The organism is Capnocytophaga granulosa ATCC 51502 (assembly GCF_000411115.1).
In the GTDB taxonomy this organism is placed as follows: Bacteria; Bacteroidota; Bacteroidia; order Flavobacteriales; family Flavobacteriaceae; genus Capnocytophaga; species Capnocytophaga granulosa.
The window spans coordinates 1-18878 of sequence record NZ_KE150260.1; the positions used below are offsets into that span (position 1 = coordinate 1).

Consider the following 18878-nt stretch of genomic DNA (forward strand, 5'->3'; position numbering starts at 1 on the left):
AGGATTCACTGGACTCTCTATCTTGATGCCCGTAGTACCTGTTACTAACTTACCACAGGTCTTAGGGGACGTATTCACATCCTTGATGTAAACATCCCAATAGCCTGGCGCTAAACCACTCTTGAAGTTAGATCCAGTATATGCTGCATCTGCTGGAGCATTCTGTGGATCGGTGGCATTCGTCCTATGTACAAAGGCATAGTGGTATGCTGCTGCTGGACTGCCGCCTCTGACTACATCTACAGTAATTTTTCCTTGGGTAGCTGATGATGTGCCACATGCCGCTGTCGGCTGAGTTACCGTATAGTCCGCCTGAGCTAAGTTATTTATCTCTGGTGAGATCGTCACCTCTATCTCTTGACCACAATTGTACTCATCTTTGGCTCTGATGACATAGACTACGCCTTTCTCCCAGCTATTTACCGTAGGAGCATCTATCACATCAGAAGTGCTTGGCGTTGACCACGCAGTGTCTGGCTCACTCTTCTTCTTCCATTGGTACTGAAGCGTACTGGTATAGTCGCGTGTGGCTGACCATGTAGGAGTAGAACCTGTTGCGGCATCCTTGATCTTAAGTGGCCCTATACCTGTATTAGAACTATTGGTACAATCCTCAAATTCGGCCTTGATCGGACTGAGCGCTACTCGCTTCTTTACCTTATAATTATATAAGGCAGCCGCATCCTTACAGCCATTCACATCCGCTATCCTTATCTGATAGTCTCCCGCTGAAGAAAATGTATACCAATACTTGCCATCTGTATCCCGTGGCAATGTCTCTTCCGCTCCCGCTGGATCCTTTACCTTTATCGTATAATTGTTATATGTTCCTGGCTGCTGCTTGCCTCCTGTTACATGGAACAAAGCTGACGGATCTGGTGAGGTCTTATGTGCATCAACTACCAATATCCTACGACGCCCTTCTCCACAATCCAAGTAGGTATGTGCCGAAGCGCCTCCACGCTGGGTGATCGTTACCTTGTCATAACCCTCTATAGCAAAATCTACCTTTATATCACAAGCCTGACCATCAGAAAACTTCTTTATAGCATCATTGGCCGTAATATACAAACTGTAATTGCCCTTGGTCAATCCCTGCAAATCTAAACGCTCCGCATTCTTCGTGCCCTGTTGCAATATAGGCGTTACCGTGCCCGCCTTTACCAATCGCCACTTATAGTCCTTGTTACCATAATTCTCTACCTTCACCTGCGCTGATCCATTGTTCGCCTGATAACATGTCTCTTCCGTGGTTTGGGTGATGGAAACAGCAAGCGCCTTATTGGCTGCTATGTCAAGTCTTTCATCTACCTTGAGGGTAGGACAATACACAGGCCCTTGCCATACTTCTATATCATCTATGGCAAAGTCGTTACCACACCAGTGGTTACGTGTATTTTGTATCTGTATTTTTACACGAGATACGTTACCTGGGTTTATATCTCCCAACTGGTCAGAGGAGATACGTACCCACTCTGTATTTCCTTGAGTATTATAAGGTATATCGCCTGAGGTTACCTGTCCTAACTCCACATTGGTAGCGGCATTGAGTACCCGTACACGAATATTTGGTTTGGTAGGTACCGTACCACAATAGTTAGGATTGGCAGTTGAATTATTTAAATTCATCACATATACCTCAAAGCCTATAGGTGCATTGGGTTCTATATCTACCGTTTTTTCATAAAGGGTTTCTCCAACACCAAGATTGGTGCCCATATCTATATACATATAGCGTCCCTTATCCTCTGTCCCATTGGAGGTATGATCCTTAGGTGCATCGGATATCCAAAAAGATTGAGCCACTGAACCTGTCCGATCCACACTACAAGCCCCTGCTGATGTCCACCATTTTTCATGAAATTCTCCATACCCTAATATAGCATAGTTATTAGGGCCTATATGGCAATCCCTAAAGGTTAGGTTAGGGGATATAGCGGTAGAAGCAGCATCACGGCCTAAGCCTGCAAAGTCAGTAGTAGCACCAATTCCAAAGTCCTCACGGAAGAGTAGTTTCTTAGGATTAACTGTCTTTCTATAGAATATACGTGCATACCTAGTATTTCCTGCATGTGTCTTATCAAAATCAAGACTATCTATTTTTCCCACTCCCTCAAACTGTCCATACCACTGATTAGGAAGTCCTGCTAGGGTATTTGCTTTTTCTACATGATAGCTATAGTCTGCACGATTAGTTGTGAAAGTAACTCGTGCTGCTCCTTCGCAATCATATTTTATTTGTTTTCCTACTGTAGGAGCTGCCAAAGGCTCTTCTACCTGTAGAGAGAAGGACATCTCGCAAGGGGTAAGACCACTTGCAGGGGCATGGCTCTTTATCTTAATGTTATAAGTACCTGGACTTAGATTATCCCAACGCAAATCATTGGCTACAAATGTTGCACTTGGATACATAGCTGAAGGGCTATTATTCCAAGAAAGACCTCCGTCCAAGCTCACATCATATTTGCCTCCTGGTCCTACCCCTCCTGGGGTACCATTACCACCGCCTAAGTCAGAGAGGCGTATAGAAGCATGGGCATGATCTGATGGATTTTGTATACAAGCCAAGTGAGAGACCATACCAAAGCCTTTGATTGGTTCTCCTGTCTTTACCTCTACTTCTATATCATCATAGCCTTCTCCTGTGAGATATTTTAGCTGATTGGTATTAGGGTCAGGTACCTGATAGCTTTCCTCTGGGTAAGTACAAGTCTTACTACCACGGGTATAGTATACCCTTAAGCGGTACCAACCAGCAGTAAGCCCTCTAAAGGTACCATTAGGATAATTCTGTTTTACCCAAGTATCAGTAGTAGGGTAACTATTACCTACTTTCTTCTGGATAGCATATTGTACTGTATATTTGGTATGATCAAACTGAGGGTTATTGATACCCATAGTAATAGTTCCCGCATTAGGATCACAATCCGCAGGAGTAGCCGACTTATCAAAAGTAGGTCTTGGTTGTTGTTTGTAATTTACATTGGTAAATGCCTTACAACCATTGGCGTCTATAACACCTACGATATAAGTCTTTTGATTATCACTTGCCTTAAAGTTAGGGTCATTGATATCGAAGGTATAGGAGGTAGCATTGCCTACATTGGGGCGTTGTAGTACCCCATTGGCTTCTACCCATACCGTATAAGGAGGAGTTCCTCCCTGATAAGTAATAGTAATCTTTTTATTAGGCCCACAAGTAGGCACCTCTTGAGCAGCGCTAAGCAACTTAAGCTCTGGAAGTTCCACAATCTCTATACTTCTAGAGGGAGAGGCACAATCACGATGTAAGGGGTGTATCGTTACCTCATAGGTACCCTTGGCCAAAGAGTTGAGTTTATTCTTTATTGCCGTAGGTGTATTGTCTGAGTCACGCAAGGCATCAGTAGTTACCTGATAGTTGGTTACCTCAAGACCTCCTACTTTTTTGACCACTACTTTCACAGGTAGGGTAACATCGTTAGAAACTCGTATGTTAAGCTTACCTCCTGAAGGATTCTCTCCTACACATTGTACATCGGTCTTAGTAAGGGTAAAGTTAGGATTTGTATTTCCACCAGTGGTTGCTAGTACCTCTATAGACTGCTCAAAGCTACAAACATTACTTTGGAACTGAGAGGCATTGGAACCGAGCTTAGGACGTAGAGTTACTCTATAAGTACCTGCTGTGGTTACCTCATGCTGAAATTCCTGTGCAGAGAGGTCTGTCCAATCTATGGAGTTAGATTGCCCATCTATCTTATATTGGTACTGCCCATTAGGGATATTAGTTACTTTGAGCCAACCACGAGAGACCATACCTCCCGGATTACAATCCAGTGGCATGATATTCTCCTTATCTAAGTTGTAAGTGACCACACTCTTATAGGCACGGAAGTAGAAGTCCATATCACAACCAGCATACTTGAGCAGGATTGCAAAGTGAGAACCATTATCAGCTACCTTATCGGCCGTAAGCCTAAAGGTTGCTCCTGTACCCAACTCTTCCCAGTTACTTCTTTCTGCCCCTATAGAAGCTGGCGGACAAGAAGGGGTTAGCTGGGCTGTGCTTCCCTTATACTTATACCATACAATTTTTTCATTAGGCAGGGTAAGTCCTGTAGCCAAATCCACATAATCACCACAGAGAGCTACTTGTAGGTATTCCAATCCCGTATTGTTACAAGTCTGTCTTTCCACTACCTTAGGGTTGTTGCGCAAGGGGTGGTTGGCATCACTTCCTGAACGAGGGGTAATATTATAGGTAATAGTAGCGGTATTGGCACAATCGGCAGAGCCACCTGTTCTTTCCAAGATATAAGTACCTGCAGCATTAACCTGATAGGTACGTTCGGTGGAAAGTACACCAGCTTGACCTTGTTTGGTCCATTTGTAAGAAGTATAGCCTGCACCTGCGTCCAATGTAAGAGAGGAACAATAAGGCATTGTATTGCTACCGACCTGCCCACAAGGCTCATCTTCTATATAGAAGGTAGTAGGAGCTGGCGCACAATCGGAAATCTTTTTACGAGAAAGTACTCTACTATTTCCATTATCCGCTGCTGGATTTCCTCCTAAGTCATAGGAAAGGGAAGGTTGAAACTCCAACTTGTTACTACAAGCATCCCTAAGCACACTACAGTCACTAGTTGTCTTGGCATTGATCACTATAGGTGCTGAAAGGGTAGTCATCCCTACAGGAAGATTGGCTGTAGGAATAGAAAAGATAACTTGGGTACGCCCGCTTACCTGCGTAGTTCCCATAAGAGTAGCCCCCAAAGGTAAAGCCTCATGGCTTACATAGGAGACATTGGCAGGAAGAAGGGCTATAAGTTGTACTGAATTAGAGGCAGCAATACCCTGCCCTAAGTTTCGTACCCTCATTTCATATTTAAAAGGGGTATTAAGGGGTAGTCTTGTTCCTGCTATATCTGCATTGGATGTGTTCTTTACTAAAGTTTCCAACTCATAGGTAGGTCGTGCTGTTACTGCTGAAGAAGCATTGATGATACGAATATAGGCATCATACCCACCATTACTTGCCTCAAAGGTAGTATTATAGGATATCGCACCTGCTGGTATTATATCTGCATTTCCAAAAAGGGACACATCCCAACCACGAGTGTCCTGTGCCGTTTCGTTATGTATAGTAGCAGTACCATTGAAGAAGTTTACTGGCGTTCGCCCATTATAGCCTATATCTGTTGCATTGACCTTAAATCGGTCTCCCGAACGGCCAGCTTCCCCGCCGAGGGTTACCTGACCAAAGAGCTCTCCCCCCCCCGATGATGGTTTTTGATATCCATTTATAATAGCATCTGTTCTACTATTACTTCCCCCTGCTCCTACACGTTCAAAACCACTTTGTATATGGATTACTTTGTTTTGTTGTTGCTTAGGATTTTCATAAACCACTACCAAAGCCCATCCTGCACCAAACTTCCAAGAATCCCCACCATTATTATAGATATTATTTACTTGATAAGTACCATTGAGGTTTCCTGCAGTGGCCAAGGCTTGTAGATCGGCCGTAACATCTGCCCAACGATAGTAATAAGAATCGTCGGTTACACGTGTTCCATCATTGATAATGGTCTTAGTAGGATCTATATCATCATTTTGTCCTGCTATATAAGTAGTATTATCAGTTTTATACCATACTAATCGTCCGTCATTGAAGGTATATTCAAAGTCTCCTACATTTCCTGGATTAGATCGGCACCCTCCTCTTTCTTCTTCTATAGTTACTGGAGGGAAGTTATAGGTGCCTATTCTAGTACCTCCATCATTGACCCAGTCAAAGCCTACTTTTCGCATAGTACCTCCCCTATAACCTTCTACCAAGATAGAAACTTTTCCACTAACTTTATATCTAAACCACCAAGTTTTGTAATTAAAGCGGAGTTTGCTGTGTCCTGCCTGTCGCATGTTTTTAACATTGAAGAGTACTGCTTCACGACCTGTTCCTGTATTATCACCACTCCATTGTGCAAAATTGGAAGGGAAGCCTGGTAACCCCATCTGAGTATTGGCACACCATCCTCCTACACCATAGAAAGGCTCGCTTACTGTTACACGAATATCAAGGTCTAGGCCGTCATCAAATTGTACACGATAGATCAGATAATCTGCATCGTCCCATTGTACGGCATTGGACTCTTCATGCCCTTGAGTAGAGGTAATGGTTTTACTCTGTCCCCCCGGCACTGTGAGACGTACAGCATTAGGATCTCCAGTTCCTCCTGCATGACCTGCCCAATAGAGACGTGCCCACTTCACAGTAGAGGGACAACCATCTATAGTAGGAATGTTAAGGTTATAACCTGCATCGGAACGATTCCCTATCAGTTTGAAATCCCCCCTGATTGATTTTCCTCCATTATCATATACAGTAGTGAAGGTTTGTTGTGCAAAAGCCGTTGTCCCTACTAAAGCTAATAAGGCAACGGTCAGTGCATACTGGAAGAATGATTTAAGTTTCATAATTGTTTGGTTATTATCTTACTCTTGTTTAGTTTCATTAATTATCAGTGTTCAGATGTCAGACATCTGTAATTGGCTTTATTATCTAAGTATTGCTAAATAAATGGTAATTCCTGCTACTACCCCACTGCCTACTATACCAAGTACCCAATATAAGATACGAATGCTTTCTCTCTTTTGAGTAAGTCTTGAGGCAGTACTGAATTTCAATTCGTCAACCTTATTCCTTAGGCTTCTGGCATGTATTACTTCTTTCATATCATTATTGGTTTTAGTGTCTATTAGTTCTAAAATAGCCTTTCAACAAACCAACTATCTATCTATCAACACATTACAAAACAACCCATTACATTGTATATGGGCACTCTATTTTTGGGCAAATATATATAATTTTTTAGAACTAAAAGAATTTATTTTACGAAAAATGTAAAGTTTATGAATAGTTTAACGATTTAGTAGCTAGTGGCTAGTTCCAATAGACTAACAACTAATAACTAACCACTATTTTGCTTCCAATACCCAAATACCACCGATGAAATCTATATTAAGCATATACTTACGCATAAGGTTCTGGGCATCTTCGAGGGAGAGGGCACCCTTACCTAAATATATATAGGTAAGACCATTCTTCTTATTTACAAAAGAACTTACTTCATAACGCTTGCCCATCTGCTGTAGGAAACTATAGGCATTACGAGGGTTAGCATATACCCCAATAACTACATAGTGTCCTGCTGGCACCCCTTCCATGGTCTCTGTCTTAACCGAAATAGGCGCTTGGTTCGGCTTCACCGGTTTAGGTTTTACCTCTGGATTGTGTGGTACCAAAGGTTGGGGTTCTTCTTTCTTAGGTTCTTCCTTAGCAGGTACCACAGGAAGCCTTGGTGGCTTAGCAGGAGCGGGGGGCGTGCGTTTTTGTCTCTCTCCACCAAACTGTACATTGAGGTATACTCCTAAAGTACTACCCAATTGAGGCACCTTCACACCCATGGCATTTTCGTACTCTATCCCAAGACTCCACTGCTGGCTAAGGTTAAAGCCCACCCCTGCTATAAGGCCATTGCGCTGGGTATAACCGAGATTAGCCCAGCCCAAGGCGGGTAGGTCTATCATGGCATGACCACCGAAGTTGTACCCATCGAATTCCTTGGTAGCCCGGAAAGCTACTGACCAATAGCCATCTTCTAAGAGATCACTTCTGGAATCCAAGGCCTTGCGATACATAAGTTGTGCGGTGAAGGTCTTATCTCGAAACTCTGTCATAGCCTTAGACGCTCCAGCAGAATAGTCAATGAGGTTCTCTGCTGTCCCCATAAGGTAGAAATCCCCAAAGGCAAGATAGCCCCCTGGTTGGAGGACGAAATCAAAGGAGTTACCCACCTGCAAGAGCGGATCGGCTGGGTCGGCCACACGGATACGTCCCTTGTCTAAGCCACTAAAGGATGGAATTACATTGAGTCCCATGCCTATACGCACATTATCCGAGAGGTGAATGAGGTGTCCATAGTTAAGCACCACTCCATAGTTGGTCATCACCGTTACATTGCGCTTGTATAGAAAAAGGTTCATAGAGCTGGTCTCCCGCCAGTTGCGGCCATAGGAGAGTCCCATGAGTGAAAAATTATCATTCTTATAACCCATCCACTGGTTACGATAGTACAGTCCCACGTTGTGTTCCTGATAATTGACAACAAGGGGAGCGGCAGGGTTAGCCACAAAGGTATTAAACCGTACAAAGGCATGGGTAGGCATCTGGTAAGGTACATAAAAGCCCTTTTGCTCTTGCGCCCAGGTGGAGACCATGGTCAAGAATAAAATACAAATCCTATAGTAGCGTCCTCTTTTCATTCTATTGTAATAGTGTTATGGTTCCGTTCTCTGTTTTTCCATCTTTTTCTAAGATATAGAAATAGTAGATGGCTGCCCCCCTCTGGCTCTCAGGTGGGGTAAAGTTCGGAAAATCATTGTTATATTGGTTTGCCTGATAGACAATTTCTCCTGTTTGCTTATAGATAGTCACCTTGGCACCTGCCCACTGAGCTGGCAGCATCCACTTACGGTTAACGTCCTCTCCTGAAAGGAGTAGTGTATTAGGAATCTCATTACCATCATAGGACACTGAATAGGTAATACTAATCACCCCTTCGGCATTGCCACAACTCTGGGCATAAGGCGTTAGGTCTATGGTATCGCCCCCTATGCTCACCTCCCCTGTCTTGAGTTTCACCACAAACTGGTATTGGCCTACAGCTTCTCTAAAGGCAGGGTCTTTATAAGGGATGGCAGGAATGGTGTATTTCTTATCCGCTTCAGTGGTTACTTCTTTTTTGAGTGTCCAAGGCTGGGAGTCATCCTTGCGGTAATTCCAAGTATAGGTAAAGAGTTCTTGTTGGAAATCGCCTTCTAAAGTAGGAATGAGATCCAAGGCTTGCTTGTCCTGCAATTCAGCTACCCCTGTATTGGTAGTGATACGTACCGCTGTGGGGAGCTTGATATCTACGAGCTTAACTTCATTGGAGTTAAAAGCTCCATTGACCATCAGCCTATATACACTTAGAGAACCCGAACGGGTAGTGGTAAGCTCCTTACCCATACCGACCCCTGCTCCGTCCTTTTTCCATTGGAGTGTATATTGGTCATAATCTGTACTAGGGACAAGGGTTTTCTTCTCTTCGCTGCCATTTACAATCACAGCCTCTAGGCTGGAGAGTTCCAAGATCGCATTGTTTGAACCACAAGGAGAAGTTCCTTGTTTGAAACCTATGGTAGGGATATAGCGGGAAGGTTCCTTGATCTGTAGCTTGAGTACCCCTTCGCTCACTTTGGTTTGGCAGGCATCATATACCTCGGCCACGAAAGTTCCTTCGGAAGGTACTTGGAAAGAGCGGGTGGTGTTCTCCTGTAATATATTGGTAGGGTCGTCCTCCTTAAACCATTTTACAGTAAGGGTTTCTGTGCTTGGAATATCCAATTCTATAATAGGACGACGATAAGGAAAAGCAAATACGACCTCCCCATTGGCATGGCCGAGCCACTTGATATCTCCTGCATTCACCCCAGAGCGATTGGTTATGGCTACTGTATTGGACTTAATCACACAGCCGCCAGCCTCGGTAAGGGTTACATAATAGCTTCCTATATCGGTAGCACCATAAGTATTGGCAGTAGCACCTGCTATTTCAGTACCATCTTTATACCACTTATAAGTACCTGTAAGGCTGGCATCTTTGAGCTTGGTGGTAAGGGTGATAGTTTGCCCTGTACACTTCACTTGGGTCTCCCCTCCTTCTATTTTCAGTAGATCGGCTGTAGTTCGAGCATTGAGCTTTACCTCAGCTGAGGTCATAGGACAATTAGATCCAGGTACACTTCTTACCTTGTAAGTTCCTGCCTCGGTAGCCTGATAGGTAGCTGTCGTAGCTCCTGGTATAGGGTTATTGTCCTTATACCACTGATAGGTAAAGGTAAAGCCAGGTTGTTCGTTGGTGATTTCTGATTCCAAAGTAAGGGTCTGCCCTGAACAAATATCACGAGTAGCATCGCCTTTTATCTTGATTCCCATAGAATTAGCTGAACCAGGTAGGGTAGCTTGTATCTCATTGGAACGCATAGAAGCTGCACAGCGCCCAAAATCAGGCTCTACTGAGTAAGACCCCGTTTGGGTTACGGTATAGCTGCTACCTGTAGCTCCTGCTATGAGATTCCCATCCTTATACCACTTATATTGAGCAGCAGTAGTACCTCCTGTTACAGAAATGGTACGACCTTCAGAATCAGGACAGATTTCTATCCCTTGGAAATTGTTAAGTTGCAGCGGGTCGGCATTACCCAAGTGGTGTGCCTCAAAAGGATCACTGATGCCAATGACCTCTGGAGAAGTACTACGGATACGGATTTTATACTGCTTTCCATCAGTAGTGGCAGGCAAACGAAAAGGAATTTCAAATATATCCGATTGATTTCCTCGTTCGGTAATCTCACCTAGCTTTACAGGAGCGGAGAAATCCCCATTGGGATCTGAGAGTTCTGCAATGAACTTATTATCTACATTGGCACGAGTCCCCTTCCATTTGAATTTTACCTTCACCTCTCCTGAAGAATTACGCACACAATAATAATTATCAGTACCTCCATTCCCTGTAATTATACTGTATATCTCACGTTTTGTCTGCCCATAAAGAGTCTGGATAAGCAGCACCAACAGCATACATAGTAAGTATCTCATTTTTTTCATAATAGGCTCTTTATTGATTGTTTGTTAAATTTATTGGTTAATTTATATTTTCTTTAAACAATGTGTTTATGTGACTTTTAGCCAATCACTAAACCAATGCAAATATATAAAAAAGTTTTTATTAGTTGGTTTGTCCTAAATAAAATTATCTTTCCTGTGCTTTCTTTTTTTATTTGGATACAAAATAAAATTTATTTATCTCAGGCAAATACAAGGGGTTAAAGAAATATTTTCTTTGCTTTTACCCACACCCAAAAAGTTATTAACATTTTTTAATGTTATAAACAATTACCCCTCCCCTACTCTTTTTATCAAAAAGATACATAGTATGGATAACAGGTTCTCTTGTTTGTGGTTAAATAAATATTAAATCAATGTAAAGCAATAGGGATTAAAATCAATATGTGTGACAAGTGGTTAGTAGTTAGTGGCTAGTGGCTAGTGGTTAGTCAAATTAGCTCATTGACAATTAACAACTAACAATTAACCATTAAAAAAGTTTGTTTCTTTAGAAAAAACCATGTACTTTTGTGGTAATGATACGTAACTATTGTTTTTCTCTTATCAATTATCTTCGCAGGCACAAGATCCGTACCGCCATAGGGGGCATCCTACTATTATGGTATATCTTTTGCTTGCCTAGCCCGCTTTTTAAGGAAGGCTATGCCACTGTGGTAGAGAGCCGAGAGGGCAAACTTCTTGGGGGTAAAATCGCCCCTGATGGCCAATGGCGATTCCCTGAGCGGGATACAGTGCCTTATAAGCTACGCGAGGCGATCTTGGCTTTTGAGGATGCTCACTTCTACTACCATTGGGGGGTGAATCCTATATCTACTGCTAAGGCCTTACTAACCAATCTGAGGCATGGGCATACTGTACGTGGGGGCAGTACCCTTACCCAGCAAGTGATTCGTTTAGCCCGCAAGAACAAAGCCCGTACTTACGGCGAGAAACTCATAGAGGCTATCTGGGCTACCCGCTTGGAGTTTCGCTACTCCAAGGAGAAGATCCTTGCCCTATATGCTTCCCATGCGCCTTTTGGTGGCAATGTGATAGGAGCCGATATGGCTGCTTGGCGCTACTTTGGTGTCTCTTTAGAGCAGCTCTCTTGGGCAGAGGCTTGTACGCTGGCTGTGCTGCCCAATGCTCCTGGCCTAATCTTTCCTGGACATAATCAAAACGCTCTGAAAAAAAAGCGTGATTTCCTTCTAGAGAAGCTCCTCAAAAATCATACCATAGATAAAACCACCTACGAACTCTCCCTTGAGGAGCCTTTGGTGGAGCGACCTCATGAGCTGCCCAATATAGCCCCACATCTTGTAGAGCGCATTGCTCGTACTACTCCGAACAAGCGACAGGTCACCACCATAGATTATTACCTGCAAGAGCGCGTGCAGGAGGTGATAGCCAAGTACTACCGACACTACAAGCGTTTCGAGGTGCATAACCTCTGTGCTCTGGTGGTAGATATCCAAAGCCGAGAGGTATTGGCCTATGTGGGCAATAGCCCTACCGATGAGCAGCACCATAAGGATGTAAATATCATTCACCGACCACGTAGTACAGGCAGCGTGCTGAAACCTTTCCTATATACTGCTATGCTTGATAGTGGTGAACTGTTACCTCAGGAGCTTGTGGGGGACATTCCTACCCATATTGGGGGCTATTCCCCTGAGAACTTTGAAAACACTTACGAGGGGGCTGTTCCTGCCGATGAGGCGCTGTACCGCTCGCTGAATATTCCCTTTGTGCTACTTCTACGCCAATATGGCATCAGCCGATTTTACCAACAGTTACAAAAGCTTCGTCTGCGCTCTATCAACCGCTCCCCTGACCACTATGGGCTGTCGCTCATTCTAGGTGGCGCCGAGTGTTCGCTTTGGGAACTTGCGCAGGCCTATGCCAATATGGGCTATGAACTGAATGAATATACACAAACAGGCAAATACCGCTCTCATGCCTTCCAGAGACTCACCTACCTCAGGGGCGAGCGTGATTATGGCACTTTACAAGAGGAAAAAAATCACTTTTCGGCAGGGGCTATCTATAAGACTTTTGAGGCACTAACTCAGGTGAACCGTCCTTCGTTTGACTCGGCTTGGCGCTATTATACCTCGTCTCGGAAAATTTCTTGGAAGACGGGTACCAGCTTTGGCAACCGCGATGCTTGGTCTATTGGCCTTACTTCCCGTTACTTAGTAGGGGTCTGGGTGGGCAATGCCTCTGGAGAAGGGCGCCCTGAACTTACTGGGGTGGGGACAGCCGCTCCTGTGATGCTAGAAATTTTCCAATTGCTCAAAAAAGACAAATGGTTTGATACCCCTTGGGAAGATCTTCAAAAGGTCGAAGTGTGTGCCTTAAGCGGTATGATTGCCAGCGACCTATGCCCTAAAAAAAACATTTGGGTACCTCATAGACAGCTACAGACCTCCCTATGCAAGTACCACCGCTGGGTGCACCTCTCTCCCGATGGCCTTTGGCAGGTCAACAGCAACTGTGAGCAGATCGCCAATATACGCTCAGAAAGCTGGTTTGTACTGCCGCCACTTATGGAGTGGTTTTATAAGAAAAAACACCCTTCCTACCAGGTGCTTCCTCCCCTAAGAGAGGATTGTCAGGAGGGAGACAAGCAGCAGGTATTGGATTTCATCTATCCCAAACATGGCACTACCCTACACCCCGCCAAGGGCTTAGGAGGCAGTCTCCAGCCCATTATAGCTCGTGTAGCCTATAAGTACCCAGGCAAGCTCTTCTGGTACTTGGACAACACCTTCTTGGGAGAAACCCTCCACTTCCACGACATGAAACTATATCTCACCCCAGGGGAACACCTACTTAAGTGCATGGATAGTAGAGGGAATGAGAAAACCATCTTAATAACGACGAGTGACTAATGACTAACGACTAGTGACTAATGACTAATGACTAATGACAATACCATACCAAGATTAGTCACTCGTCACTTGTCACTTGTCACTCGTCACTTGTCACTTGTCACTTGTCACTATCAAATGATTCCCTCCTGTATCAGGTTATGCAAGTGTATCACCCCTACGTACTTGCCTTGGCGGGTAACCAGTAGCTGGGTAATTTTGTGGTTCTGCATAAAGTCTAATGCATCTACGGCCAACACCTCGGCTGCTATAGTTTTGGGGTGAGTGGTCATGATGTCGCGCGCACGAAGTCCCTTGATTTGGTCGTAACGGCTGAGCATACGGCGAATATCTCCGTCGGTGATGACCCCTACGATATGTTCCCCATCGAGCACTGCTGTTACTCCAAGCATCTTCTGAGAGATTTCTACAATCACCTGCTTGATGTCCGTCTCTGGAGCTACCACAGGCACTTGATTTTTGGCTATGGCCTCTCCCACAGTGAGGTAAAGTCGCTTTCCGAGAGCACCGCCTGGGTGATACTTAGCAAAATCGGCACTGCCGAACTGCTTTACCTGCATGAGTGCGACGGCTAGGGCATCACCTATGACTAATTGGGAGGTAGTGGAAGTGGTCGGGGCTAGGTTATTCGGGCAGGCTTCTCTTTCCGTATAGGCATAGAGTACATAATCGGACTGAGTAGCCAAGAAAGATTCCTTATTGGCCGTAATGGCAATCAGTGGATTGCCTTCACGCTTGAGCAGCGGGACCAACACTTTGATTTCTGGAGTATTGCCACTCTTGGAAATACAGATAACCACATCGGATGGCTGTATCATACCCAAGTCCCCGTGAATAGCATCGGCTGCGTGCATAAAAATCGCAGGAGTACCTGTCGAATTCATCGTAGCGACCATCTTTTGGGCGATGATGGCGCTTTTTCCTATGCCTGTGATGACCACACGCCCTTTGGATTGTAGAATCGCCTGTACGGCACGAGGGAAGTTTTCATCTAAAAACTCTGTTAATTTCCCTAAAGAATCAAGCTCAATCTCAATGGTTTTGCGAGCAAAATCAAGTACATTATTAAAATTTTCCAAAATAGTTGATTTTAAATTTGCCACTTAAAAAAAAAGTTGTAATTTTATCCTGCAAAAGTAAAAAAAAATACTACATATAAAATACTACATATTATTATGAGTACTAATAATGTTGATTTACAAAAAGCATTAAAAAGCATTTTTGGCTTTAGCGGATTCAAAGGAAAACAAGAAGACATTATCCGTAGCATCATGGAGGGCAACCACACCTTCGTTCTGATGCCTACAGGTGGTGGAAAATCACTATGTTATCAGCTCCCTGCGCTTTTGAAAGAAGGGACAGCTATTGTGATCTCTCCCCTTATCGCTCTGATGAAAAACCAAGTGGATGTCGTTCGCGGCATCTCAGGCACTGATAAAATTGCCCATGTACTGAACTCCTCCCTTACCAAGGGGGAAATACGTACCGTTATGGAGGATATTCGCAATGGGGATACCAAACTGCTGTTTGTAGCCCCTGAATCCTTGACCAAGGACGAGTACGCTGATTTTCTCAGAACGATCAATATCTCCTTCGTAGCTGTAGATGAGGCACACTGTATTTCCGAATGGGGGCATGACTTTCGCCCTGAGTACCGAAATATCAAGACAATTATCGATCGCTTGGGCGAAGGAATCCCTATCATAGCCCTTACCGCTACAGCTACTACCAAGGTACAGGAGGACATTCTCAAGAACTTGGGGATTCCGCAGGCCAATGTGTTCAAATCGTCCTTTAACCGACCCAATCTCTATTATGAGGTACGCCCTAAAACAAAGAATATCAATAGTGATATCATTCGTTTTGTCAAGCAACGCCCAGGCCAATCAGGTATTATCTATTGTCTAAGCCGCAAGAGTGTAGAGGAACTCGCCCAGACCCTACAGGTCAATGGTATTACCGCAATCCCCTACCATGCAGGGCTTGATGCCAAGACCCGTGCTAAGCACCAAGACATGTTCCTTATGGAAGAAGTAGAGGTAGTGGTAGCTACCATTGCCTTTGGTATGGGGATTGATAAGCCCGATGTACGCTTTGTGATTCACTATGATATTCCTAAGAGTATTGAGAGCTACTACCAAGAGACAGGCCGCGCAGGCCGCGACGGCGGAGAGGGCTATTGCCTGGCTTTCTACTGCTATAAGGATATAGAGAAATTGGAAAAATTCATGGTAAGCAAGCCTATAGCCGAGCAAGAGGTAGGACAAGCCCTCTTGCAGGATATGGTTGCTTATGCTGAGACTTCCAGCTCCCGACGCAAGTTCATTCTACACTATTTCGGAGAAGAGTTTGACGAGATCAATGGTGAGGGTGCCAATATGGACGACAATATGCGCTACCCCAAGACCAAGAAAGAAGCCAAAGATCAAGTCTTCATGCTCCTAGACGTGATTGACAAAACCCGACAAAGGCTCAAAGCCAAGGATTTAGTGAATGTGCTGACTGGAAAATATTCTGCCATTATCAAGTCCAACCTTTTTGACCAACAGGATTTTTTTGCCTGTGGTGCGGAGTTCGATAGTCGCTTTTGGATGGCGCTGATTCGCCAAGTGATGGTCAATGATTATATCCGTAAGGATATAGAAACTTATGGGGTAATGTTCCTCACTGATAAGGGACGTGATTTTCTCAAGAAACCACACTCCTTTATGATGACCGAAGACCATAATTTCGAGGAGGATATAGAAGAGCCCGCTAAGAATACCATTTCTGTTCTTGACGAAACGCTCTTAAAATACCTCAAGGACTTGCGCAAAAAGGTAGCCAAGGAATTTGGCGTACCTCCCTTTGTGGTCTTCCAAGATGCCTCTTTGGAGGATATGTGTATGAAATACCCTATTACGATCTCGGAACTGACCAATGTCTTTGGCGTAGGAGAAGGGAAGGCTAAGAAATATGGTAAGGACTTTATTGCCCTGATTAGCAAATATGTAGAGGAAAATGATATCATACGTCCCGAAGACCTTATCGTAAAAACCACAGGCGCCAATTCTGCCCTTAAGCTATTCATTATCCAGAACATAGACAAGAAACTACCTCTTCCTGATATTGCTAAAGCCAAAGGTCTCTCCATAGATGAGTTTCTCAAGGAAATGGAGCAAATCGTATATAGTGGCACCAAAATCAATATCAACTACTGGATAGATGAGATCTTGGACGAAGAGCAACAGGAAGAACTCCATGACTATTTCTTAAATGCCGATACTGATAAGATTTCCGTAGCCTCCAAGGAGTTTGGCGGAGATTATGAAGACGACGAGTTACGCCTCTATCGTATCAAGTTTATCAGCGAAGTAGGAAACTAAGATAGTGACTATCACCCCACGCATGGGGCTATCCTTGGCCAACAAATACCAAATACAAGCGGGCTATTCCTTACCTCTGAGAAATGAAGCTACTTTTAATGGTTTTACCTTGTCGGTAGTCATTAATTTCTTCGAGAGAATGACCCCTTGGAAATTCTGAATACTTTATCTTGTAACTCAAACTAAAACTTAACACCTAAAATGGCAGAAGAAATCAAAGAAAGATCCAACAATTTTATAGAAAATATCATAGAGGAAGACCTCGCTGCAGGTTTTGCTGACAAGCAATTGCGTTTTCGCTTTCCTCCAGAGCCTAATGGTTACTTACACTTGGGACATGCTAGCTCTATTTGCCTAAACTTTGGCTTGGGCTTGCGCTACAATGCCCCTGTAAATCTACGTTTTGACGATACCAACCCCAGCAAGGAAGAACAAGAATATGTAGATGCCATCCGTCGCGATGTGGCATGGCTCGGCTTCGAATGGGACAAAGAGTGCTACGCCTCTGACTATTTCCAAGAACTATATGAGTGGGCAGTGATGCTCATAAGGCAAGGCAAGGCCTATGTAGATAAGCAAACCTCCGAGGAGATTGCTGCTCAAAAGGGTACTCCTACCACCGCAGGTACTGAAAGCCCTTACCGCAATACTTCCCCAGAGGAGAACCTTGCCCTTTTTGAGCGCATGAAGAATGGGGAGTTCGACAATGGTACCTATGTATTACGTGCCAAGATTGATATGGCCTCGCCCAATATGCTCATGCGTGACCCTATCATCTATCGTATCATGAATGCCTCTCACCACCGTACAGGGGATAAGTGGCATATCTACCCTATGTATGATTGGGCACATGGGGAAAGTGATTACTTAGAACAAATATCTCACTCGCTCTGTACCTTGGAGTTTCTACCCCATAGAGAACTCTATGATTGGTTCTTAGACCAGATCATCCCTCAAGGGGAAAAGGTAGTACGCCCTAAGCAACGAGAGTTTGCCCGTCGTAACCTTAGCCATACCATTGTAAGTAAGCGCAAGCTATTGCAGCTAGTCAATGAGCACTATGTAGCAGGCTGGGACGACCCTCGTATGCCTACTATTTCTGGTTTGCGTCGTCGTGGTTATACTCCTGAGGCCATCCGCAAGTTTGCCGACACCATTGGTATTGCCAAGCGTGAAAACCTTATAGATGTCTCTCTCTTAGAGTTTTGTGTACGCGAAGACCTCAACAAGAAGGCCAACCGTGTCATGGCTGTACTTGACCCTGTAAAGGTCGTAATCACCAACTACCCAGAAGGCCAAGAGGAGTGGCTTGATGCCGAAAACAACCCTGAGGTAAGCCCTATGACCTACCGCAAGGTGCCTTTCTCTCGTGAGCTGTATATAGAGCGTGAGGATTTCCGCGAAGAAGCCGACAAGAAGTATTTCCGCCTGAAACTAGGAGGAGAAGTACGCCTAAAGAATGCCTATATCATCAAGGCAGAAAGCGTAGTAAAGGATAGTGAAGGCAATATCACCGAGATACACTGCACCTACGACCCCGACAGCCGCAGTGGTAGTGGCACTGAGGCAAGTACTCGCAAGGTAAAAGGTACCCTCCACTGGGTCTCTATTCCTCATGCCATAGCCGCCGAAGTACGTCTCTATGATCGTCTCTTCACCATAGCCGAACCCGATCGCCAAGAGGATAGTTTTCTTAATTATATCAACCCCAATTCACTCAAGACCATCACTGCCTATGTGGAACCTAGCCTACAGACAACTCAAGTGGGCGATACAGTACAGTTTCAACGTCTTGGCTACTTCTGTGTAGATCCTGAGAGTACCACCGAGAAACTCGTCTTTAACAAGACTGTAGGACTTAAGGACACTTGGGAGAAGATAAAGAGTGAAGAATGATAAATGAAAGGTTATGGAAAAACTATC

The 18878-nt window shown here is 44.3% G+C and carries 9 protein-coding genes; 4 read left to right on the plus strand and 5 right to left on the minus strand.

The features are described from left to right. From HMPREF9331_RS12075 to HMPREF9331_RS12085, 4 genes are all read right to left on the minus strand, one after another. A partial coding sequence (locus HMPREF9331_RS12075) for a hypothetical protein (protein WP_016421170.1) occupies positions 1 to 6462 on the minus strand: 6462 nt, incomplete at its 3' end. An 81-nt stretch (positions 6463 to 6543) separates the two neighbouring features. After that, positions 6544 to 6720, minus strand: coding sequence for a hypothetical protein (locus tag HMPREF9331_RS13150; protein WP_016421171.1), 177 nt, complete (start codon positions 6718 to 6720; stop codon positions 6544 to 6546). A gap of 243 nt (positions 6721 to 6963) precedes the next feature. Next, entirely contained in the window at positions 6964 to 8310 is a 1347-nt protein-coding gene (locus tag HMPREF9331_RS12080) for a PorP/SprF family type IX secretion system membrane protein (protein WP_016421172.1), read from the minus strand. A 1-nt stretch (position 8311) separates the two neighbouring features. After that, entirely contained in the window at positions 8312 to 10687 is a 2376-nt protein-coding gene (locus HMPREF9331_RS12085) for a T9SS type B sorting domain-containing protein (RefSeq protein ID WP_234945887.1), read from the minus strand. A 545-nt stretch (positions 10688 to 11232) separates the two neighbouring features. Here HMPREF9331_RS12085 and pbpC point away from each other — a divergent pair. Beyond that, entirely contained in the window at positions 11233 to 13590 is a 2358-nt protein-coding gene (gene pbpC / locus HMPREF9331_RS12090) for a penicillin-binding protein 1C (protein ID WP_234945888.1), read from the plus strand. Positions 13591 to 13703: 113 nt separating this feature from the next. On the opposite strand, the gene HMPREF9331_RS12095 is transcribed toward pbpC, so the two are convergent. After that, positions 13704 to 14669 carry a KpsF/GutQ family sugar-phosphate isomerase gene (locus HMPREF9331_RS12095; protein WP_016421175.1) on the minus strand — a complete coding sequence of 322 codons (966 nt, stop codon included), beginning with the start codon at positions 14667 to 14669 and terminating at the stop codon, positions 13704 to 13706. 96 nt (positions 14670 to 14765) lie between these two features. Here HMPREF9331_RS12095 and recQ point away from each other — a divergent pair, with 96 nt between their 5' ends. Genes recQ through HMPREF9331_RS12105 form a run of 3 tightly spaced genes read left to right on the plus strand, consistent with a single transcriptional unit; the run spans position 14766 to position 18851 of the window. After that, a complete protein-coding gene (gene recQ / locus HMPREF9331_RS12100; RefSeq protein WP_016421176.1) occupies positions 14766 to 16955 on the plus strand; it encodes a DNA helicase RecQ in 2190 nt (729 codons plus the stop codon). A 4-nt stretch (positions 16956 to 16959) separates the two neighbouring features. Beyond that, on the plus strand, positions 16960 to 17115 hold the full coding sequence (locus tag HMPREF9331_RS13030) for a hypothetical protein (RefSeq protein ID WP_155848683.1): 156 nt from the start codon (positions 16960 to 16962) through the stop codon (positions 17113 to 17115). 41 nt (positions 17116 to 17156) lie between these two features. Then, positions 17157 to 18851: a glutamine--tRNA ligase/YqeY domain fusion protein gene (locus HMPREF9331_RS12105; protein WP_016421177.1), complete on the plus strand. Its 1695-nt coding sequence runs from the start codon at positions 17157 to 17159 to the stop codon at positions 18849 to 18851. Positions 18852 to 18878 lie beyond the last annotated feature (27 nt).